18 protein-coding genes and 17 other annotated features are annotated in these 18,625 nt (G+C 49.0%); of the genes, 11 read left to right on the top strand and 7 right to left on the bottom strand.

The genetic code is table 11. The features are described from left to right. Window positions 1–38: 38 nt before the first annotated feature. Window positions 39–44, top strand: a ribosome-binding site (putative RBS for yehE; RegulonDB:STMS1H002297). The 5 genes from yehE to stcD all read left to right on the top strand — a co-directional run bounded on the left by yehE (window position 39) and on the right by stcD (window position 5,412). Continuing rightward, window positions 39–338, top strand: a protein-coding gene (yehE, locus tag STM2153) for a putative outer membrane protein (RefSeq protein ID NP_461097.1). Within the gene, window positions 57–338 belong to an annotated coding region; the region does not span the whole gene. It overlaps the preceding feature by 6 nt. A gap of 266 nt (window positions 339–604) precedes the next feature. Continuing rightward, window positions 605–610, top strand: a ribosome-binding site (putative RBS for stcA; RegulonDB:STMS1H002296). Continuing rightward, window positions 605–1,147, top strand: a protein-coding gene (gene stcA / locus STM2152; RefSeq protein ID NP_461096.1) for a putative fimbrial-like protein. Within the gene, window positions 617–1,147 belong to an annotated coding region; the region does not span the whole gene. (Overlaps the previous feature by 6 nt.) 41 nt (window positions 1,148–1,188) lie before the next feature. Beyond that, window positions 1,189–1,194: a ribosome-binding site (putative RBS for stcB; RegulonDB:STMS1H002295), on the top strand. Further along, the gene (stcB, locus tag STM2151) for a putative periplasmic chaperone protein (RefSeq protein NP_461095.1) occupies window positions 1,189–1,886 on the top strand. Within the gene, window positions 1,203–1,886 belong to an annotated coding region; the region does not span the whole gene. It overlaps the preceding feature by 6 nt. A gap of 1 nt (window position 1,887) precedes the next feature. Beyond that, window positions 1,888–1,893, top strand: a ribosome-binding site (putative RBS for stcC; RegulonDB:STMS1H002294). After that, window positions 1,888–4,389, top strand: a protein-coding gene (gene stcC / locus STM2150; RefSeq protein NP_461094.1) for a putative outer membrane protein. Within the gene, window positions 1,900–4,389 belong to an annotated coding region; the region does not span the whole gene. It overlaps the preceding feature by 6 nt. Before the next feature lie 4 nt (window positions 4,390–4,393). Then, window positions 4,394–4,399, top strand: a ribosome-binding site (putative RBS for stcD; RegulonDB:STMS1H002293). Then, the gene (gene stcD / locus STM2149; RefSeq protein NP_461093.1) for a putative outer membrane lipoprotein occupies window positions 4,394–5,412 on the top strand. Within the gene, window positions 4,405–5,412 belong to an annotated coding region; the region does not span the whole gene. It overlaps the preceding feature by 6 nt. A gap of 262 nt (window positions 5,413–5,674) precedes the next feature. Here the strand turns inward: stcD and STM2148 are convergent. Beyond that, window positions 5,675–6,004, bottom strand: a protein-coding gene (locus STM2148; protein ID NP_461092.1) for a putative periplasmic protein. Within the gene, window positions 5,675–5,989 belong to an annotated coding region; the region does not span the whole gene. Then, window positions 5,999–6,004 (bottom strand) — a ribosome-binding site (putative RBS for STM2148; RegulonDB:STMS1H002292). It overlaps the preceding gene by 6 nt. 381 nt (window positions 6,005–6,385) lie before the next feature. Then, window positions 6,386–6,391: a ribosome-binding site (putative RBS for thiM; RegulonDB:STMS1H002291), on the top strand. Between STM2148 and thiM the strand changes: the two genes are divergently transcribed. The 3 genes from thiM to yegW all read left to right on the top strand — a co-directional run bounded on the left by thiM (window position 6,386) and on the right by yegW (window position 8,765). Further along, window positions 6,386–7,196 (top strand): hydoxyethylthiazole kinase (THZ kinase) gene (gene thiM, locus STM2147; RefSeq protein NP_461091.1). Within the gene, window positions 6,399–7,196 belong to an annotated coding region; the region does not span the whole gene. Its footprint overlaps the feature before it by 6 nt. Then, window positions 7,170–7,175, top strand: a ribosome-binding site (putative RBS for thiD; RegulonDB:STMS1H002290). It overlaps the preceding gene by 6 nt. After that, window positions 7,170–7,983 (top strand): hydroxy-methylpyrimidine kinase (HMP kinase) gene (gene thiD, locus STM2146; protein ID NP_461090.1). Within the gene, window positions 7,183–7,983 belong to an annotated coding region; the region does not span the whole gene. The genes thiM and thiD overlap by 27 nt, the downstream gene beginning before the upstream one ends. A gap of 23 nt (window positions 7,984–8,006) precedes the next feature. Beyond that, window positions 8,007–8,012, top strand: a ribosome-binding site (putative RBS for yegW; RegulonDB:STMS1H002289). After that, window positions 8,007–8,765 (top strand): putative gntR family regulatory protein gene (gene yegW / locus STM2145; RefSeq protein ID NP_461089.1). Within the gene, window positions 8,019–8,765 belong to an annotated coding region; the region does not span the whole gene. Its footprint overlaps the feature before it by 6 nt. On the opposite strand, the gene yegV is transcribed toward yegW, so the two are convergent. The 3 genes from yegV to yegT form a co-directional block, all read right to left on the bottom strand. Continuing rightward, window positions 8,739–9,712, bottom strand: a protein-coding gene (yegV, locus tag STM2144) for a putative sugar kinase (protein NP_461088.1). Within the gene, window positions 8,739–9,704 belong to an annotated coding region; the region does not span the whole gene. The genes yegW and yegV overlap by 27 nt on opposite strands. Then, window positions 9,701–10,718, bottom strand: a protein-coding gene (gene yegU / locus STM2143; RefSeq protein ID NP_461087.1) for a putative glycohydrolase. Within the gene, window positions 9,701–10,705 belong to an annotated coding region; the region does not span the whole gene. The genes yegV and yegU overlap by 12 nt, the downstream gene beginning before the upstream one ends. Further along, window positions 9,707–9,712, bottom strand: a ribosome-binding site (putative RBS for yegV; RegulonDB:STMS1H002288). Its footprint overlaps the gene before it by 6 nt. Continuing rightward, window positions 10,702–11,985, bottom strand: a protein-coding gene (yegT, locus tag STM2142; protein NP_461086.1) for a putative MFS family transport protein. Within the gene, window positions 10,702–11,973 belong to an annotated coding region; the region does not span the whole gene. Before yegT ends, yegU begins: the two co-directional genes overlap by 17 nt. Next, window positions 10,713–10,718, bottom strand: a ribosome-binding site (putative RBS for yegU; RegulonDB:STMS1H002287). It overlaps the preceding gene by 6 nt. After that, window positions 11,980–11,985, bottom strand: a ribosome-binding site (putative RBS for yegT; RegulonDB:STMS1H002286). It lies within the gene yegT. Before the next feature lie 227 nt (window positions 11,986–12,212). Further along, window positions 12,213–12,218: a ribosome-binding site (putative RBS for fbaB; RegulonDB:STMS1H002285), on the top strand. Here yegT and fbaB point away from each other — a divergent pair. Then, window positions 12,213–13,279, top strand: a protein-coding gene (fbaB, locus tag STM2141) for a 3-oxoacyl-[acyl-carrier-protein] synthase I (protein NP_461085.1). Within the gene, window positions 12,227–13,279 belong to an annotated coding region; the region does not span the whole gene. Its footprint overlaps the feature before it by 6 nt. Before the next feature lie 52 nt (window positions 13,280–13,331). On the opposite strand, the gene yegS is transcribed toward fbaB, so the two are convergent. Beyond that, window positions 13,332–14,243, bottom strand: a protein-coding gene (yegS, locus tag STM2140; RefSeq protein NP_461084.1) for a putative diacylglycerol kinase catalytic domain containing protein. Within the gene, window positions 13,332–14,231 belong to an annotated coding region; the region does not span the whole gene. Continuing rightward, window positions 14,238–14,243, bottom strand: a ribosome-binding site (putative RBS for yegS; RegulonDB:STMS1H002284). It overlaps the preceding gene by 6 nt. Window positions 14,244–14,786: 543 nt before the next feature. Continuing rightward, window positions 14,787–14,792: a ribosome-binding site (putative RBS for STM2139; RegulonDB:STMS1H002283), on the top strand. Here yegS and STM2139 point away from each other — a divergent pair. Next, the gene (locus STM2139; protein ID NP_461083.1) for a putative inner membrane protein occupies window positions 14,787–15,128 on the top strand. Within the gene, window positions 14,793–15,128 belong to an annotated coding region; the region does not span the whole gene. Its footprint overlaps the feature before it by 6 nt. 116 nt (window positions 15,129–15,244) lie before the next feature. After that, window positions 15,245–15,250, top strand: a ribosome-binding site (putative RBS for STM2138; RegulonDB:STMS1H002282). After that, the gene (locus tag STM2138) for a putative cytoplasmic protein (protein ID NP_461082.1) occupies window positions 15,245–15,666 on the top strand. Within the gene, window positions 15,250–15,666 belong to an annotated coding region; the region does not span the whole gene. Its footprint overlaps the feature before it by 6 nt. 35 nt (window positions 15,667–15,701) lie before the next feature. Here STM2138 and STM2137 read toward each other — a convergent pair. Continuing rightward, window positions 15,702–16,748, bottom strand: a complete 1,047-nt coding sequence (locus STM2137) for a putative cytoplasmic protein (protein ID NP_461081.1) — start codon at window positions 16,746–16,748, stop codon at window positions 15,702–15,704. Between the two features lie 450 nt (window positions 16,749–17,198). Further along, the gene (gene yegQ, locus STM2136; RefSeq protein ID NP_461080.1) for a putative protease occupies window positions 17,199–18,569 on the bottom strand. Within the gene, window positions 17,199–18,560 belong to an annotated coding region; the region does not span the whole gene. Next, window positions 18,564–18,569: a ribosome-binding site (putative RBS for yegQ; RegulonDB:STMS1H002281), on the bottom strand. It overlaps the preceding gene by 6 nt. Window positions 18,570–18,625: the final 56 nt, after the last annotated feature.

Here is an 18,625-nt window from a genome sequence, read left to right as displayed (position 1 = left end):
CTCATCAGGACGGCCTGCATACTGTTTGACGTTCACCAGAGGAACAATTACTCACTATGAAAAAATATTTGCTGATGGGAATTATAGTTTCGGCTTATGGGATAAGCGTACCTGTTTTTGCCTCCGACACCGCAACATTAACCATCAGTGGAAAAGTGACCGCGCCAACGTGCAGTACAGAAGTGGTAAACGCACAGTTGCAGCAGCGTTGCGGCAACACTATCCACGTTTCAACTCTGCAAACACCCGCCGCTACGCCGATGAGAGGTGTGACAACGCAGCTATACACGGTGCCTGGTGATAGCACCCGACAGATTGTTGTTAATCATTACGACTAATTCTTATTAATTCCGCAGGCCCATATCATTGATATCAATGATATGGGCTTTTTTATTTGTTGTGTTTATATTTAAGGGCAGTAAATTTCGGAAATTAATAAGTTTACAAAATAATGATAAGCAATGATTATTTGTTGCAATTATATTGCAATCTGTAAATTGTTTTAAATCAACAAAACATCGTGTTTACATTGCGATAACTTCCTGTCTATGAGAATTTTCGTTGCAAGGGTTAATAACTCTTAACAAATAGAAATTACTTCATTAAGGAAGAGATTATGAAACGTTCACTTATTGCTGCTTCTGTATTGTCTGCTGTATTTATGAGCGCTGGGGCTTTTGCTGTTGATGAGTATGATTCAGGCGTTCTGAATATTAACGGAAAGGTGGTTGGTACTACCTGTCAATTTTTGGGTACGAACACCGCTGAAATTAGACTGAATGAAATTGGTGCGGATAAAATAATTAATTTAACCCCGGGTCAGATTTATGACGCAGTAACTAATCAAACTCAGATGCCGTTGAAAATAAAATGTCAACAGGGTGTAGCGCCGCGTATTACCTTCTCTTCAACGCAATTTGACAGCCACGATATCACATTTAATAACGGGTCTGCCAAAGGTGTCGGTTTTGCGGTTTACTACGGAAGTACGGATAATCAGATTGATCCAGAGACGGGGGTGACACTAGATCCAAATAGCAGCGGTGAATACGACCTGACTTTTTTAGCACGCTATGCGCGTTTAGACGGTGATGTTGCTTCTGGTGATGTTAGCTCAACACTGACTTTAACGGTTGTTACTGACTAATTTATTCAACCGGCGGCGTTCGTCGCCGGTTTTTTATAAGCAAGGCCGTGTAAATATGAAAATATTATCTGCAGTATTATTATCTGCCATAATTTTGCCTGCGCATGCTGGTATTGTTATTTATGGTACGCGTGTGATTTACCCGGCAGAGAAGAAAGAAGTCGTTGTACAATTGGTGAATCAGGGCGAGCAAGCTTCGCTGGTACAGTCCTGGATTGATGACGGTAACACTTCATTACCGCCAGAAAAAATTCAGGTGCCATTTATGCTGACGCCGCCAGTGGCGCGCGTTGCCGCTGAGTCTGGTCAGCAGATCAAAATCAAGAAAATGCCTAATAGCTTACCGGACAACAAAGAAAGTCTGTTTTATCTGAATGTGCTTGATATTCCACCAAACAGCCAGGAAAACGCCGGTAAAAATGTGCTTAAATTCGCAATGCAGAATCGAATAAAATTAATATGGCGCCCCAGTCGAATTGCCGCCGTAACCAAAGACAGTTTTCAGAGGATTGGTTTATTTCGCAGTAATAAAGCTGTCATCATGAAAAATGATACTGCAAACTGGATTACCGTGACGGATGTAAAAGCAGGAAATACTAAGATTAATGATCAAACTATCATGCTGCCACCGCTATCGACGCAAAATATTAACATGAAATATGCGTCAACAAGCCAGTATGAAGTAACGATTATTGATGATAATGGTAACTATATTAGTAGCAAAATGAATGTAAAATAAACAGGAGTTCATCATGCTAAGGATGACGCCCATCGCTTCGCTTGTTTTATTGACTCTGTTTACCTGGCAAACGCAGGCTATCGCGACGGAAACGTTTGATACCCATTTTATGGTGGGGGGAATGAGAGATCAAAAAATAACAAATTTCCATCTGGATGAGAATAAGCCAATTCCGGGACAGTACGAATTGGATATTTATGTCAACAATCAATGGCGAGGTAAATACGATATCATTGTTGCCGATGATCCCGGTAGCACGTGTATTTCAACTGAGTTGTTGAAAAATATTGGTGTGATAAGCGATGGTCTGCAACCGCAGGGAGCAACGGATTGTATTGCGTTAAAAGATGTCGTGAGAAGCGGTGGCTATACTTTTAATATTGGCGTTTTTCGGCTGGATTTGAGCGTTCCCCAGGCCTATGTAAATGAGGTCGAGGCGGGTTATGTATTGCCTGAAAACTGGGATCGCGGCATCAATGCATTTTATACTTCTTACTATGCCAGCCAGTATTACAGTGACTATAAGAATTCTGGCAGTAGTGAAAGTACTTACGTTCGGTTCAATAGCGGTTTCAATCTGTTGGGCTGGCAAGCGCATGCGGATACCACATTTAATAAAACCGATGGCAGCAGCGGTGAGTGGAAAAGCAACACATTGTATCTGGAGCGCGGTATCGCTGAGCTCCTCGGCACATTACGCGCCGGGGATCAGTATACCTCGTCAGAGATTTTTGATTCTGTGAGATTTACCGGCGTTCGCCTGTTTCGCGATATGCAAATGTTGCCAAACTCGAAACAGAATTTTACGCCGTTGGTGCAGGGGATTGCACAGACTAACGCTTTGGTAACCATCGAACAGAACGGATTCGTTGTTTATCAGAAAGAGGTTCCTCCTGGCCCCTTTTCCATTGCGGATCTGCAACTCGCGGGCGGTGGCGCGGATCTTGATGTCACCGTGCGTGAGGCGGATGGTTCGATAAATACCTGGCTGGTGCCTTACGCTTCCGTACCGAACATGTTGCAGCCTGGCGTCTCTAAGTATGATTTTTCCGCCGGCCGTAGTCATATTGAAGGCGCCGATAATCAGGCCGATTTTACACAAATCAGTTATCAGTATGGCCTTAATAACCTGTTGACGCTTTATGGCGGTACGATGCTATCGAACCATTATAATGCGTTTACCCTCGGCACGGGGTGGAATACCCGGATTGGCGCCATTTCGCTTGACGCTACGCGAGCGCACAGTAAACAGGATAATGGCGATGTATTTGATGGTCAGAGTTATCAGATTGCTTATAATAAATACCTGACCCAAACATTAACTCGGTTTGGTCTGGCTGCGTATCGGTATTCATCACAGGATTACCGCACATTTAACGATCATGTCTGGGCCAATAATAAAAATAACTATCGTCGCGATAAGAATGATGTATACGATATTGCTGATTATTATCAAAACGATTTTGGGCGTAAAAATACGTTTTCAGCTAATGTGAGCCAATCCTTGCCAGAAGGATGGGGCGCAGTATCACTGAGTGCATTATGGCGTGATTACTGGGGACGTAGCGGCACCAGTAAAGATTATCAAATAAGCTATTCCAATACGTTCCAGAAAATTAATTATACGTTATCCGCCAGTCAGACTTACGACGAGGATCATAATGAAGATAAACGTTTTAACCTGTTTATTTCAATTCCCTTTGACTGGGGGGACGGTATTACTACCCCGCGGCGTCATCTGAATGTGTCGAACTCGACGACCTTTGATGATGATGGATTTACCTCAAACAATATTGGTTTAACCGGTACGGCAGGCAGTCGCGATCAATTTAATTACGGCGTGAGTGTTAGTCATCAGCGACACGATAGTGAGACCACTGCGGGGACGAATTTAACCTGGAATACGCCCGTTGCAACGCTTAATGGTAGTTACAGCCAGTCGTCCAATTATACTCAGACCGGCGGAAGTATTTCCGGTGGGGTTGTAGCCTGGAGTGGCGGGTTGAATTTATCCAGCCGGCTTTCAGATACCTTTGCGATTATGCAGGCTCCGGGACTTGAAGGAGCCTACGTTAACGGCCAAAAATATCGGACCACCAATAAAAAAGGAACGGTGGTTTATGACAACCTTACGCCATATCGCGAAAACCATCTTATGCTTGATGTGTCGCAAAGTAGCAGTGAAACGGAATTACGCGGTAACCGTAAAGTTGCCGCCCCGTACCGAGGGGCCGTCGTGCTAGTGAATTTTGATACCGACCAGCGTAAACCATGGTTTATTAAAGCGCAGCGTCCTGATGGTTCGCCTCTTATTTTTGGTTATGATGTAGTAGATCATCATGGTCATAATGTGGGCATTGTTGGACAAGGTAGTCAGCTATTTATTCGAACGAATGATATTCCGCCCGAAGTCAGTGTACCAGTAGATAAAGAGCAGGGGCTTTCATGTTCAATCACCTTTGGTAAAACGGTTGATGAAAGTAAAGTTTATATTTGTCGGTAGTGGTGAGGTGGTGAAATGAAACTCTTTCTTTTTATCGTGATGTTATTGATTTTACCTGAAACATACGCAGCCTGTACGGGAGAAATTACTTATCAGGATAATTTAATTATTCGTGAGGATTTTACGATTAACCCTAATCAGTCCGCAACTTATAGCCATAATTTTAACGATACAACTTGTTCAGGGACTTATAAGATAACGCGTATGGATCCTTCCGATATCATCGTGGGATTATACAATGATACAGTAAAACTGAAGTTAAAAATCGCCTGGGCAGATAATAATACTCTCACAATGCCGTTTACAACGGGCTATACGGTAACGGTTGAACCCGCTTCCTCTGGGGCGAATGTAAATATTTCTGCCGGTAGTGGGAACAGTGTCCTAATCAACGGGGTGGTATCAATAACAAGCGCTTCTTCTGCAACTCAGTTTACGGCCGGTTTGCGGTTTTTAGGGTGCCTGCTAGCAGGAAGAGGTTGGAATGCCTGTGCCGCAGATTATAATAGTTATCTTAGAGGTGCAGGGTTATATTCATTTGATCTGTTTGTGTCCTACGATCGCAAGCAGACAACCTGCAAACCTGAAGATCTGACGATCACGCTACCGAATATTGCGCTTTCTGAATTATATAACACAGGCAAGGTCAGCAACAAAAATGCCGCGGATAATATTCGACTCCAGTGTGATAATCTTTTTGGTAATGCTAAACAAACATCGCGTAAAATGACGGTTTATCTCTCCAGCAGTGATTTAATACCAGATAGCTATTCTGTGTTGCGTGGTGCTGTGAATAATGGCGTCGGATTTATACTGGAGAGCGGTGGAAAAACGGTGAATATTTCAAATACAGCAGAGCAGGGTAATGCTTCAACGTTATGGAAAGTGGATCAAGTAGGCACGCCGCTCAACAGTGATATGATAACAATCCCTATTATCGCCAGTTATTATGTTTATGACCGAGACAATATAAAGCCAGGCGATCTAAAAGCGACTGCGCTGATCTATGTGAAATACGATTAATATATATGAAAAACATTTAAGATATATGGCGCGATAGGTGAATGAACTTCCGGTCACTTACAATAATAAGTGACCGGGATGACAATCTTTCTGCAATAAATTTTAATGTGGTATGCGGTAGTTTCAAAAGGGCGAGATCCAGAGCGAATCGGGTAGTGAAGGCAGTCAACAAAAAAGGCAGTTTGAAGGGGATAGAGTGATTAAGGGCTAATAAAAAAGTAACATGGGGCTGTATTTCCCCCTCTGGATGAGGGGGCTTTTTTTATCGATGATAAAAAATCTCGCCATCATAGGCTTTGATGATTTTTCCATCGGTATCGTTAATCAGTACATACGCGCCGCCCATATAGGTCCAGTGAGTACCGGCATCTGGCGCGGGCAGATTACGTAATTTCCACTGTTTAATATTATACTCATCGGTGCGGTACATTTGCGGAACGGTATCGCCGGGCTTGAAGTGGGTGAAGTCGGCGATAAAGCTTTTTAACTCATATTGATCAATGCCCGTTGTCGCGGGGGCGGCCCATGCAAAACTGGTTGCAAGCAACAGCGCGCAAGGCAGCAACTTACTTTTCATACTTTTACCCTCCACATATGCGGGTCAGTTAACATCGTGTGTATCATTTCTGCTGGTGGCGTATCTGACAAGCGCTATTTTGTTATCTCACGCCCCTTTTCGTAAAAAGTGTAAACGAAAGCGTCGTGCAGCAACATATCCGCCAGCAAGTTTGCCAGAACCGAATAGGTTTTGAGAACTATCTGATAACGCTGAAATTATCGTCCGCCGCTGACTGTAAATTTACATTGTCTGGCACAGACAGTATGCTTAATAGCGAAACCCCGCTTAACACGGTGGGGCTTGACGACTCGGGGTGCCCTTCTTTGTGAAGGCTGAGAAATACCCGTACCACCTGATCTGGATAATGCCAGCGTAGGGAAGTCTGACACTGCTCGTGTCCCTTCTTCACGCGGGCAGGAGCTGAACCATGCAGCCTGACCTGCACTGCCGCACGCTTGCGGCGCATACGTTAAAACACTTTCGCGCGCTCTCCCCGCTTACGCACTGTATGACGAATGACGTCGTACAAACGTTTACCGCCAATACGTTGCTGGCGCTGGGCGCTTCACCCGCCATGGTGATTGATCCTGTCGAGGCCAGACCGTTTGCCGCCATCGCCAACGCCTTGCTGATTAATGTCGGAACATTAACTGCCTCACGCGCTGACGCGATGCGTGCGGCGGTAGAAAGCGCTTATGATGCCAAAACGCCGTGGACGCTTGATCCTGTCGCGGTGGGCGCGCTGGAATTTCGTCGGCGATTTTGCCTGGATCTCTTGTCCCTGCGCCCGGCGGCAATACGCGGCAACGCCTCGGAAATCCTGGCGTTATCCGGCATGGCGCTGGGCGGACGTGGCGTAGATACCACCGAGGCGGCGTTGGCCGCACTGCCTGCGGCGCAGGCGCTGGCGCGTCAGATAGACTGCATCGTTGTGGTTACCGGAGAGATAGATTACGTCACTAATGGTCAGCGCACGCTGAGCATTCCCGGCGGCGATCCGTTAATGACTCGCATTGTAGGCACCGGCTGCGCGTTGTCGGCGGTCGTCGCCGCCAGTTGCGCGTTACCGGGCGCCGCGCTGGACAATGTCGCGTCGGCCTGCTGCTGGATGAAACTGGCTGGACAGGCCGCGGCAGAGCGTAGCGAAGGACCGGGTAGCTTCATCCCGGCTTTTCTTGATGCGCTCTATCATCTGGATGTGGAGGCGGCCAATGCAACGAATTAACGCGCTGACGATTGCCGGCACCGATCCCAGCGGCGGGGCCGGTATCCAGGCGGATCTCAAGACCTTTTCCGCGCTGGGCGCATATGGCTGTTCGGTCATCACTGCGCTGGTGGCGCAAAATACCTGTGGCGTACAGTCGGTGTACCGGATAGAGCCGGACTTTGTTGCCGCTCAACTTGATTCCGTGTTCAGCGATGTGCGCATTGATACCACGAAAATCGGGATGCTGGCGGAAACCGATATTGTCGAGGCCGTGGCGGAACGGTTACAGCGCCATCATGTACGTAATGTGGTGCTGGATACGGTGATGCTGGCGAAAAGCGGCGATCCGCTGCTCTCGCCCTCTGCGATAGAAACATTACGCGTCCGGCTGTTGCCGCAGGTATCGCTGATTACGCCTAATTTGCCGGAAGCCGCAGCGTTGCTGGATGCGCCCCATGCGCGTACGGAACAGGAGATGCTGGCGCAGGGGCGGGCGTTACTGGCGATGGGGTGTGAAGCGGTATTGATGAAAGGCGGGCATTTAGAGGATGCGCAAAGCCCGGACTGGCTCTTTACCCGCGAGGGCGAGCAGCGTTTTAGCGCGCCGCGTGTGAACACCAAAAATACGCATGGGACGGGCTGTACGCTGTCGGCGGCGCTGGCGGCGTTACGGCCCCGGCATCGCAGTTGGGGAGAGACGGTAAACGAGGCGAAGGCATGGCTTTCGGCGGCGCTGGCGCAGGCGGACACGCTGGAAGTGGGGAAGGGCATTGGTCCGGTACATCATTTCCACGCGTGGTGGTAGTATACTGCCTACAGACCCGTCGTCAGGAAAGATAAATGGAACAAGCGCATACCCGGCTCATCGCGCAACTGAATGAACGAATTTCAGCGGCGGATAATACGCCGCTATACATGAAATTCGCCCAGACGGTAAAGGATGCCGTGCGCAGCGGTATTCTTGAGCACGGTAATATTTTGCCTGGCGAACGCGATCTCAGCCAGCTTACCGGCGTCTCGCGCATCACGGTACGAAAAGCGATGCAGGCGCTGGAAGAAGAGGGTGTTGTCACGCGCGCCCGCGGCTACGGTACGCAAATCAATAATATCTTTGAATATTCCCTGAAAGAGGCGCGGGGATTTTCTCAGCAGGTTGTCTTGCGCGGCAAAAAACCGGATACGCTATGGGTTAACAAACGCGTGGTAAGTTGTCCGGATGAGGTCGCGCAGCACCTGGCGATCCCCGCAGGCAGCGACGTCTTTTTACTCAAACGCATTCGTTATGTTGATGAGGACGCGGTATCGATTGAAGAGTCCTGGGTGCCCGCGCATCTGATTCATGATGTCGACGCGATTGGTATTTCTCTGTATGACTATTTTCGTCGCCAGCACATTTACCCTCAGCGTACCCGATCCCGCGTCAGCGCCCGGATGCCGGATGATGAGTTTCAGTCGCATATTCAAATGGATGGTAAAGTGCCGGTGCTGGTGATTAAGCAGGTGGCGCTCGATCAGCAGCAGCGGCCTATTGAATACAGCATCAGTTATTGTCGTAGCGACCTATACGTTTTTGTGTGCGAGGAGTAGCGCCTCGCGCGTGGGCGCGCAGTCGCCGCCGCGATGCCCGACCACCCAGCTCGCCACCGCATTTCCCAGCAGTACGGCATCCGCGAGCGACCAGCCTGACGCCAGTCCTGCCAGCACGCCGCCAGCATGGCTGTCGCCCGCGCCGATGGTATCCACCACGGTTGCCGGAAACGCTGGCACAACGCCGGAAGATTGCGCGCTAAAATACCACGCTCCGTCTTTATCGTGGCGCACCACCAGCGGCGCGGAAAAGCGGTTTACCCATGCTTCGCCGAAAGTGCGCGTATCGGTCGCAAGTCCGGCGCGTTCCGCGGCGATGATGGCTTCCTGGCGATTGAGGGAGACGATGGGCCGGCAGGCCATAATGCGCGCCATTGCATCGTCTGTAATATCACCGATTCGTGGGCCAAAATCGATAAAAGGCGTGACATCGTCGACGGTTTCCAGCCACTGGATCAGTGGTTCGCCACAGGACGAGGCCAGTTGATAGCCGGACAGGTAGACAAGACTGCCCCGCGGTGTCCTGAGCTGCGACAACCAGTCTGCATTCCACTGGTTTTCCACGCCGCTAAAAGACATAAACGTGCGTTCGCCATCCGGTTCGACTAACGCCAGACACCAGCCGTTATCTCCTTCAACCGCGTCAATCACGCTGGATAATCCCTCTTTTGCCAGACGGCGGCGAATCCTCTCCGCCCACACGCCCTGGCCCAGCGGCAGCGCATTGCTGGCGTCAATCCCCAGTCGTTTCAACGCCACGGCAATATTCAGCGCACAGCCGCCGACATTGACGCTCTGTTGTTGCAGTTCAATATCGCCTCCGCGACGCGGCAACGTCCAGGCGTCGGCAATGATATCGATCACTGCCGCGCCGATAACGGTGAGCGGACGCCGGGTATGCAGGGTCGGTAATAATGTCAGCAACCGTGCGCCGTTCATAGTGCCTCCCGCCGTTGACGATAACTCGCCAGCGCAACGGCATAGCGCGCAAAATCCAGCTGATTAACCTCGTCCAGCGTTTGCTTTAACTGGGGGTTAATGGCGCTTACCCCGTGCAACGCGCCGCAAATGGCGGTGGCCATCGCGCCGATAGTGTCGGTATCGCCGCCGAGGTTAGCGCACAGCACGGCACAGCGGTTAGGATCGGTATTCGCCAGTTCCACCATGGCGATAGCGCAGGGAACCGATTCAATGGTGCTGGTTCCCGCGCCGATGATCTGATAGAGCTGTTCGCTGGCAGATTCGACGCCGTCGGCATGGCGGACAATGTTTAGCGCCAGTTCCAGACGTGCCGATAGCGAGGCGCTAAACGTGGTAATACGCGCTGTCTGCGCCTGATGGGCGACGGCGGGGAGCGAGTCGGCAATACTTTGCCACGTGTCGCCGTTAACCGCTCGTGAGACGGCCCAGGCGACAACCACGGCGCCAGCCACCGCCAGATCGGATTTATGCGTCGGGCTGGAGGCTAACGCCACTTCTGCTATAAAGGCTGTCAGGTTAGTTGGCGGCAACAGGCAGCCCAACGGCGAAACGCGCATGGCCGCGCCGTTAGTCACGCCGTTATTTTCCAGCGCCGCGATGGGTTTGCCGTCGCGAATCGCATTCAGCGCTATTTTTGACGTCGGGCCGAGTACATTTTTATTGAACGCATCAAAGCGTTCCGCCCAGGCGAGGATGTTACGCCCAATAATCTCGGGATCAATGTTGCCTTCGCATTCGAGTAGCGCGTCGGCCAGGCAGAGCGCCATTGCGGTATCATCCGTAAACTCCGCGCGGTTAAAATAGCAGGCGGCATTATTTTCTTTTGGCCCGGGCAGAAAGCGGTCAATCCAGCCGAAATGCGCTTTGACGCGCGTTCTCGGCCACAGCTCAGAGGGCATTCCCATCGCATCCCCTAACGCTTGCCCGTAAAGAGCACCGAGAATACGTTCTGCTTTCATTTTACTTCCCCTTGTGTCAACGCAATATCGCGATCGTCAATAGCAGTGATCTCTTTGTCCGATTCGCGAAAGAAAATCATAAACAGTAGCGCGATGACGGCAATCATCACTGCGCCAAACGTCCACATGCCCGCCCAGTTGAATGTCAGACCGTTAACCGGTTGCGGATAAGCAAACATTTTTTCCATCATCACGCCGCCGAGACGATAGCCCAGCAGGCTGCCGAATCCCTGACAGCAGAGGGTGATAAGCCCTTGCGCAGCGGTACGCATATGAACCGGCGCTTTTTTATCGACATAAATGTAGGCGGTGACGTAGTAGAAATCGTAACTTACGCCGTGCAGCAAAATACCGAGGAACAGCAGGGCGTAAGTGAAGTACGTCTCCGCGCCGCCATAGACAAAAAAGCCGTAGCGGATCGCGGCGGTAATAAGACCAAGCAATAATACCTTTTTAATACCAAAGCGCTTAGTGAAAAAGGGCAGCGCCAGCATAAAGAAGATTTCAGAGAACTGGCCGAGCGTCATCCAGCCGGTGGCGTTCTTCATTCCTACTTCTGTCAGATAGCCGTTAGCGAAGATGTAGTAGAAGGCCAGCGGCATCGCAAACAGAAAGGAACAGAAGAAGAAAACGAGAAAGTTTTTATCGCGCAGCAGGACCAGCGCATCCAGCCCCAGCATCACTTTAATATCCATCTTGCCGGTGCTTTTTGGCGGCGTGTCTGGCAGACAGAACGCAAATACGCCCAGCAACGCTGAACTTGCGGCGGTTATGAGCAGTGGAATGTTGGTGGGGGAAATATCGTTATAGCCTAACATTTGCGGCAGGAATCCACAGGCGAGGCCGGAGGCAATCCACCCAATGGTTCCCATAACGCGAATGCGTGGAAAATCGCGTTCAACGTCCGGTACGTTAGCGAAGGCAATGCTGTTTGTCAGCGCGATGGTCGGCATATAGGTCAATGAATAGGCCAGAAGCAGCGGAAAGAATCCGGCGAAGGTGGTTTGCTGCGCCGCGAAATACATCAGCACGGCGCCTGCAAACATCAGTACCGCCAGGACTTTTTGCGCTGAGAAAAAACGGTCGGTAACGGAGCCGACCAGAATCGGCGACAGGATCGCCGCAATGGCGGTACAGGCATAAGACCAGCCTATTTCACCGGCGGAAAACCCGCTTTTATTTAGCCATAGCCACAGGGGGACGAACCAGGCGCCCCAGATAAACCACTCCACGAACATCATGAACGACAGTTTAAAGGTCGTTTTCATTTTTGAATCCTTCATGACAGGTAAGGTACGCCATGACAATACCATTTAATAATACCTTTTAAATACCATTGAGCATTAATTTTGACCGATCTAACACTTTTTCGGACGTGAATCGAGTCAGCAGATAGCGCCGAAAAAATGCGCTAAAGTTGGCAAAAATGGTCGGTCAGTACCAGGCTTATTGCGACCCGCAATCTGCGGGGCAGGACTATTCACCTTCCGATACCCTATCGGAACTTACGGGAGCATAGCTATGACTGATATTGCGCAGTTGCTTGGCAAAGACGCCGACAGCCTTTTACAGCATCGTTGTATGACCATTCCTTCCGATCAGCTTTATCTACCCGGCAAGGATTATGTTGACCGGGTGATGATTGACAATAATCGTCCACCAGCCGTTCTGCGTAATATGCAGACGCTCTATAATACTGGACGCCTGGCGGGAACAGGATACCTTTCGATACTGCCCGTCGATCAGGGGGTGGAGCACTCCGCCGGCGCCTCTTTTGCGGCTAACCCGCGCTACTTTGACCCAAAAAACATTGTTGAATTGGCGATTGAGGCCGGCTGTAACTGCGTGGCCTCTACCTACGGCGTACTGGCCTCGGTTTCACGGCGCTATGCGCACCGTATTCCGTTTTTGGTCAAACTGAATCACAACGAAACATTGAGCTATCCGACAGAGTACGATCAGACCCTGTACGCCAGCGTTGAGCAGGCGTTCAATATGGGTGCCGTGGCGGTAGGCGCGACGATCTATTTCGGTTCGGAACAGTCTCGTCGCCAGATTGAAGAGATCTCCGCAGCTTTTGAGCGTGCGCATGAGCTGGGTATGGTGACCGTATTGTGGGCTTACCTGCGTAATTCTTCCTTTAAAAAAGACGGCGTTGATTACCATGTATCCGCTGACCTGACGGGGCAAGCCAACCATCTGGCCGCTACGATTGGCGCGGATATTGTGAAACAGAAAATGGCCGAGAATAATGGCGGTTATAAAGCAGTCAACTTCGGCTATACCGATGACCGCGTGTACAGCAAACTGACCAGCGATAACCCGATCGATTTGGTACGTTACCAGTTGGCGAACTGCTATATGGGACGCGCCGGGCTTATCAACTCCGGCGGCGCGGACGGCGGCGACACTGACCTCGGCGACGCGGTTCGTACCGCGGTGATCAACAAACGAGCCGGTGGAATGGGGCTAATTCTGGGACGTAAAGCCTTTAAGAAATCGATGGCTGATGGCGTGAAGTTGATTAACGCCGTACAAGATGTCTATCTGGATAGCAAAGTCACCATCGCCTGAGTTCAACGAAGAAAAGCCGGATGTGAGCGCATCCGGCCAGCGACAGGTGTTATTAACGTAGCAACGGGCAGTCCGGCGGCAGCCGACAGCGTAATGCGCCAGGCAGCACCTCAATATGAAATTCTTGCCCGCTGAGTGGTTCGCCATCCAGATTAAACGTGATTTCATGCGGTGCATGAATATCAAACCACGCTGAGGCGCCGTCAATAATATTCGGATTGTCATCTGACTGCGTGAGCGTGGAAAACAGCGCCGGCAACAGCTCTTCGCCGGTAAAAATCCGTAGCTGTAACAGTCCGTCGTTAATCAGCGCGGTGGGACATAATTGCTGCCCGCCGCCAGCCTGACGACCATTGCCAATGCCGATCACCAGCGCATCGCCCTGCCAGTGAAAGTTTTCGCCACGTATTTCGCAGCGATCAGGGGTCAGCGTATCCATTCTCATCAGACCGTGGATAAGATAGGAGACGCCGCCCAATGCGGCTTTAAGTTTTTCCGGCGTTTCGGTGGTAATGCGGGTGCCAAAACCGCCCGTCGCCATATTGATAAAACAGGTTTTATCATTGACCATGGCCATATCAATTTCCATCGCGTTTCCGGCAATCGCCAGTTTCAGCGCTTTGTCCAGCGCTTCAGGAATACCGGCGCTGGTGGCAAAATCGTTGGCGGTGCCGAGCGGCAAAAGGCCCAGTGCAGGGGCTACGCCGTCGCGGATCTGGATGAGCGCGGTCGACACTTCATTAATGGTACCGTCTCCGCCGCCGGCAATCACCGTTTCAACGCCCAGTCTACGGGCTTCATCAACGTAACGCTGCGCGTCGCCTTTTTCCCAGGTTACCCGAACGTGAATCTGTATGCCTTCGTCGCGAAGTAGAGTAATGGCCTCACGTAGCGGCTGGTTATCAGCGCTTTTGCCATTGAGGATCAGTAAGCTGGCGGGAAAGTTAGCCATCCGTTATGCCTTAATAGGTTGAACAACAATCTCCAGAAAGTGTATAGCAGAAATGAAAAAGCGAGGTCAGAACAGGATGAAAATTGAAATGTTGCGCACTTATTGCTTTACCGTTTTTCTTCCTGCTGTACGCAGCGGTAAGCGAAGCATGGTTTAAGGCAAATGGCGACAAGAGAGATGCCGGTATGCGCATTGAGTAGCGCTTGTGAGAGTGCAAGGAAATCACAAGGGGTAGTCAGACGCTTTCCGATATAGCGCCTTTGATAACGAAACGGAGAATTAACAAGACGAACATACGTCAGTTATCAGTATTAATTTCAAACACCATAATATCAGATAAAAACCTGATATTTATTACCAAACATACTTTTTAATAGCATAAAATCGAAATGTTCTTTAGACTCTTTAGCAGAAACACGGCGCACTATTAGAAGCACGCTACTATATATCAAATAAAACCTATTTAGATGATGGCTTAGCGCGGTGTCCTATAGTCGTACCGTTGCCTGATGTATCGCTTTTCTCATAAACATAAACAGGCATGTGCATGAAGAGGTTTATATGAATGTCACTTCAGGCGTGAATGCGCAAACGCCATTGCTCCCTCCTTCTGAACGGGGTAATGACGAAAAACCGGTAGCTGAAATCGTTGATTTTAACGCTTACGGCAATAAACCCAGATGTTTAATGTGCCTGGGAACCACGGCATTGTTTACAAGTGTTTTCAGTGGGGTATGCTCAGGGGCTGTCGCCAGTGTCAGTAGTGGTGCGGCATATACTACCGCTCTGACGGTTTTAGGCGCATCGTTTGGCATGGGGGGAATTGGTATGATGGGAATATGCGCCGGACTATACCTTAGCGCAAATGGCATCAGAACCCGGCCAGCCTGGCCATAAATGAGCAAACACAGCAAGTCATAGGGAAAAGACGAATTCCGACGATGACACGAGGTGTTAATCGTCCAGACCAGAGGCTTATGACTTATATAGAAACGCTTTAGATAGAGTATGGGGTGTTATGTATTCAAGAGCCGATCGCTTATTAAGACAGTTTTCACTAAAATTAAATACCGATTCAATTGTCTTTGACGAAAACAGATTATGCTCATTTATTATAGATAACCGTTACCGTATCTTACTAACAAGCACTAACAGTGAGTATATAATGATATACGGTTTTTGCGGAAAACCTCCGGATAATAATAATCTTGCTTTTGAATTTCTCAATGCTAATTTATGGTTTGCAGAGAATAATGGACCACATTTGTGTTATGATAATAACTCACAATCATTATTACTGGCTCTCAACTTCTCACTCAATGAAAGTTCTGTAGAGAAACTTGAATGTGAAATTGAGGTAGTTATTAGATCAATGGAGAATCTGTATCACATTTTACAGGATAAAGGAATAACTCTGGATACCGATTATACGTGACGGTGGGAAGGGTGAGTAAAACAAGGCTATCATGATTACCTCCAAGAACTGGCAGTTAAACTGCTTGTGTTCATAATGATATTTTCGTGTTTAAATTCAATGAAATCGCAAAATGCGTCATAATCTTGTATATGAGAACCGTCAAAATAATGCCTCAACCCTTTACTGAGCCAGTCATTATAGGGATCGCCATAAGGTTTACTGTGCATAATTTCGAGTCCTTTTATTAATGCTGGATGCTCGCTGCGGTTAACAGCAATAATCCCATTTTCAAGGCTAACATGATTATCTTTACGACTTACATGGATAGCGATACCATCAGGTAAATACAAAGTACCGAGTTTATCAGTAAGTAACATATCTGCATCAAGATATATGCACCCACCGCCTGGTTGCAGATGATGACAACCAGGTTTACCAGCTTCCAGAAAGGCATCGCTTCCTTTTAGCAGGAAAAGATTTCTGTAGAAGTCAAACCATAAGTGACCTTTGTCTTTATTATGAGATGAAATAAGCGTTTCCTCCGGATTGTTTTTCAAGACATCTTCCAGGCTTTTTTTTACCCCGTTAAGCAAGACCTCATCTCGTTCACTTGCTGACTGAGCTTCCAGTTTGGTGATGTTTTCTAAATAAATCGTCGTTAACTTTTTATCATACATGCTATAATTAAGGTCAGAATTGTAAATAACCTTTATGTTTCTATAATTTTGTTCCAATTTTCCCAATGCTTTTCTTTGTCCCTTGCTAAAATCGCCATCAACGAAAATACCGATAATTCTTTCTTTTTCTATTATAGCAGCATTGATAATATTATTAAGATAAGGGTTTTTCTGCGTATTGATAATGGGAATTTCGTTTTGACCAAATCTATCTGGATTGCGTTCAAACCACTGAAAAACGAGCGGCGTTTGGTGATTTAGTGGCAATAGAGGATAATCAATCCCAGCAAAACTTACATGGCCTGATGAAGGTGGACTGAGCGTAGGTGCGATGGTTTGAGTATTACTTTGACATGAAATCAAACCTCTAATCCGGGAAAACATTATTTTAATCCTTGTAAAAGCGGCATTAAAACGTGCCATATTTTTACACGCTTAAATTATCAGTTTTTAACCTTAATTTAATAACCTGGAAACTTTTTGTGTAAGTGCTCACAAAGTAGTTATTGATTTAATTCACTGATTTTAAACGTTAACGTCACAATGCTAAGTCCTGAGTCCGACCGGATGCGGGGAGGATTGTGACTTGCTGGCTGGCAATGGATAGGGGAGGTCTCTAAACCTAAGCGCCCATTTGCGCTTTGGTTAGTGTGGTCAATTTTGGATATGGCGGGAAGTACCACTTTTTTATGGATTATACGCAAAAAATAAGCCTGCGTAAGGGAGATTACGCAGGCCAAGGAGGTGGTTCCTGGTACAGCTAGCATTTATGGGTTATGTTTTTCAGCGCGTTGAATAATACCCGCATTGAGCGAAGCGGTATGTGATCAATTTCTAAGAATCTTCCCGCCATGAAAAAATAACCGCAATTAACTACTTAGCATGGGGGTTACGCGTTGATTCGCCTGAGAAATTACGCATCAATAGTGCGTAATCCAGCGTAACGTCCTGCGGGACGGGCATCCAGACGGTATAGCCATCGCCAGGTGCCACCGGCATAGCGTCGCCTTTGGCGTTCTCCATCTGTTCCAGGGTGAAATTGATATTTCCCTGCGGTGTCATCAGCTCCAGACTATCGCCAACGGAGAATTTATTTTTCACCGCCACGGCCGCCAGTTGGCCTTTACGCTCACCGGTGAACTCGCCGACAAATTGCTGGCGTTCGGAAACGGAGTACCCGTACTCGTAATTCTGGTAATCGTCGTGCGTATGGCGACGCAGGAAACCTTCGGTATAGCCGCGATGAGCCAGACCTTCCAGCGTTTCCAGCAGCGTAGGGTCGAAGGGTTTACCCGCGGCGGCGTCGTCGATGGCCTTACGGTAGACCTGGGCGGTACGGGCGCAGTAATAAAAGGATTTGGTGCGGCCTTCGATTTTCAGCGAGTGGACGCCCATTTTCGTCAGGCGCTCCACGTGGGCGATAGCGCGCAAATCTTTTGAGTTCATGATATAGGTGCCATGCTCGTCTTCGAACGCGGTCATGTATTCGCCCGGTCTTTGGGCCTCTTCTATCATAAACACTTTATCCGTCGGCGCGCCGATACCGAGCGTCGGCTCAACGTTCTGTACCGGAATCGGTTCATGCTTATGCACGATGTTGCCGACAACGTCTTCTTTTCCTTCCTGCACGTTATATTCCCAACGGCAGGCATTGGTGCAGGTGCCCTGATTCGGATCGCGTTTATTGATGTAGCCGGAAAGCAGGCAGCGGCCGGAATAGGCCATGCATAGCGCGCCGTGGACGAAAATTTCTATTTCCATATCCGGCACCTGCTGGCGAATTTCCTCAATCTCTTCCAGCGACAGCTCGCGGGAGAGAATCACGCGGGTCAGTCCCATCTGCTGCCAGAATTTTACCGTCGCCCAGTTTACGGCATTAGCCTGTACCGACAGGTGAATCGGCATTGCCGGGAAGTGCTCGCGTACCAGCATAATCAACCCTGGATCGGACATGATCAGCGCATCCGGGCCCATCTCGACGACGGGTTTCAGGTCACGGATAAAGGTTTTGAGCTTGGCGTTATGCGGGGCGATGTTCACCACCACGTAGAATTTTTTTCCGAGCGCGTGGGCTTCGTTGATGCCAAGCTGCAAATTTTCGTGATTGAATTCGTTATTACGCACGCGTAAAGAGTAGCGTGGTTGGCCCGCATAGACGGCATCGGCACCGTAAGCGAAAGCGTAACGCATATTTTTCAGCGTTCCCGCCGGCGAAAGGAGTTCTGGTTTAAACATCATTTTCTCGTTCTGATGACAGGTCAGATCCGCCTCACCTGATGAGGCGGCTTGAGGAGAGTCCT

Origin of the sequence: Salmonella enterica subsp. enterica serovar Typhimurium str. LT2, from assembly GCF_000006945.2 — a bacterium.
Lineage (GTDB): Bacteria > Pseudomonadota > Gammaproteobacteria > Enterobacterales > Enterobacteriaceae > Salmonella > Salmonella enterica.
The sequence above is the reverse complement of the archived record's forward strand: the minus strand, read 5'-3'. Positions and strand labels throughout refer to the sequence as shown.

Excerpts from the sequence above, each read along its gene's own strand:
- yehE (NP_461097.1), top strand. The coding sequence starts at position 57 with ATGAAAAAATATTTGCTGATGGGAATTATAGTTTCGGCTTATGGGATA.
- stcA (NP_461096.1), top strand. The coding sequence starts at position 617 with ATGAAACGTTCACTTATTGCTGCTTCTGTATTGTCTGCTGTATTTATG.
- stcB (NP_461095.1), top strand. The coding sequence starts at position 1,203 with ATGAAAATATTATCTGCAGTATTATTATCTGCCATAATTTTGCCTGCG.
- stcC (NP_461094.1), top strand. The coding sequence starts at position 1,900 with ATGCTAAGGATGACGCCCATCGCTTCGCTTGTTTTATTGACTCTGTTT.
- stcD (NP_461093.1), top strand. The coding sequence starts at position 4,405 with ATGAAACTCTTTCTTTTTATCGTGATGTTATTGATTTTACCTGAAACA.
- STM2148 (NP_461092.1), bottom strand. The coding sequence starts at position 5,989 with ATGAAAAGTAAGTTGCTGCCTTGCGCGCTGTTGCTTGCAACCAGTTTT.
- thiM (NP_461091.1), top strand. The coding sequence starts at position 6,399 with ATGCAGCCTGACCTGCACTGCCGCACGCTTGCGGCGCATACGTTAAAA.
- thiD (NP_461090.1), top strand. The coding sequence starts at position 7,183 with ATGCAACGAATTAACGCGCTGACGATTGCCGGCACCGATCCCAGCGGC.
- yegW (NP_461089.1), top strand. The coding sequence starts at position 8,019 with ATGGAACAAGCGCATACCCGGCTCATCGCGCAACTGAATGAACGAATT.
- yegV (NP_461088.1), bottom strand. The coding sequence starts at position 9,704 with ATGAACGGCGCACGGTTGCTGACATTATTACCGACCCTGCATACCCGG.
- yegU (NP_461087.1), bottom strand. The coding sequence starts at position 10,705 with ATGAAAGCAGAACGTATTCTCGGTGCTCTTTACGGGCAAGCGTTAGGG.
- yegT (NP_461086.1), bottom strand. The coding sequence starts at position 11,973 with ATGAAAACGACCTTTAAACTGTCGTTCATGATGTTCGTGGAGTGGTTT.
- fbaB (NP_461085.1), top strand. The coding sequence starts at position 12,227 with ATGACTGATATTGCGCAGTTGCTTGGCAAAGACGCCGACAGCCTTTTA.
- yegS (NP_461084.1), bottom strand. The coding sequence starts at position 14,231 with ATGGCTAACTTTCCCGCCAGCTTACTGATCCTCAATGGCAAAAGCGCT.
- STM2139 (NP_461083.1), top strand. The coding sequence starts at position 14,793 with ATGAATGTCACTTCAGGCGTGAATGCGCAAACGCCATTGCTCCCTCCT.
- STM2138 (NP_461082.1), top strand. The coding sequence starts at position 15,250 with ATGTATTCAAGAGCCGATCGCTTATTAAGACAGTTTTCACTAAAATTA.
- STM2137 (NP_461081.1), bottom strand. The coding sequence starts at position 16,748 with ATGGCACGTTTTAATGCCGCTTTTACAAGGATTAAAATAATGTTTTCC.
- yegQ (NP_461080.1), bottom strand. The coding sequence starts at position 18,560 with ATGTTTAAACCAGAACTCCTTTCGCCGGCGGGAACGCTGAAAAATATG.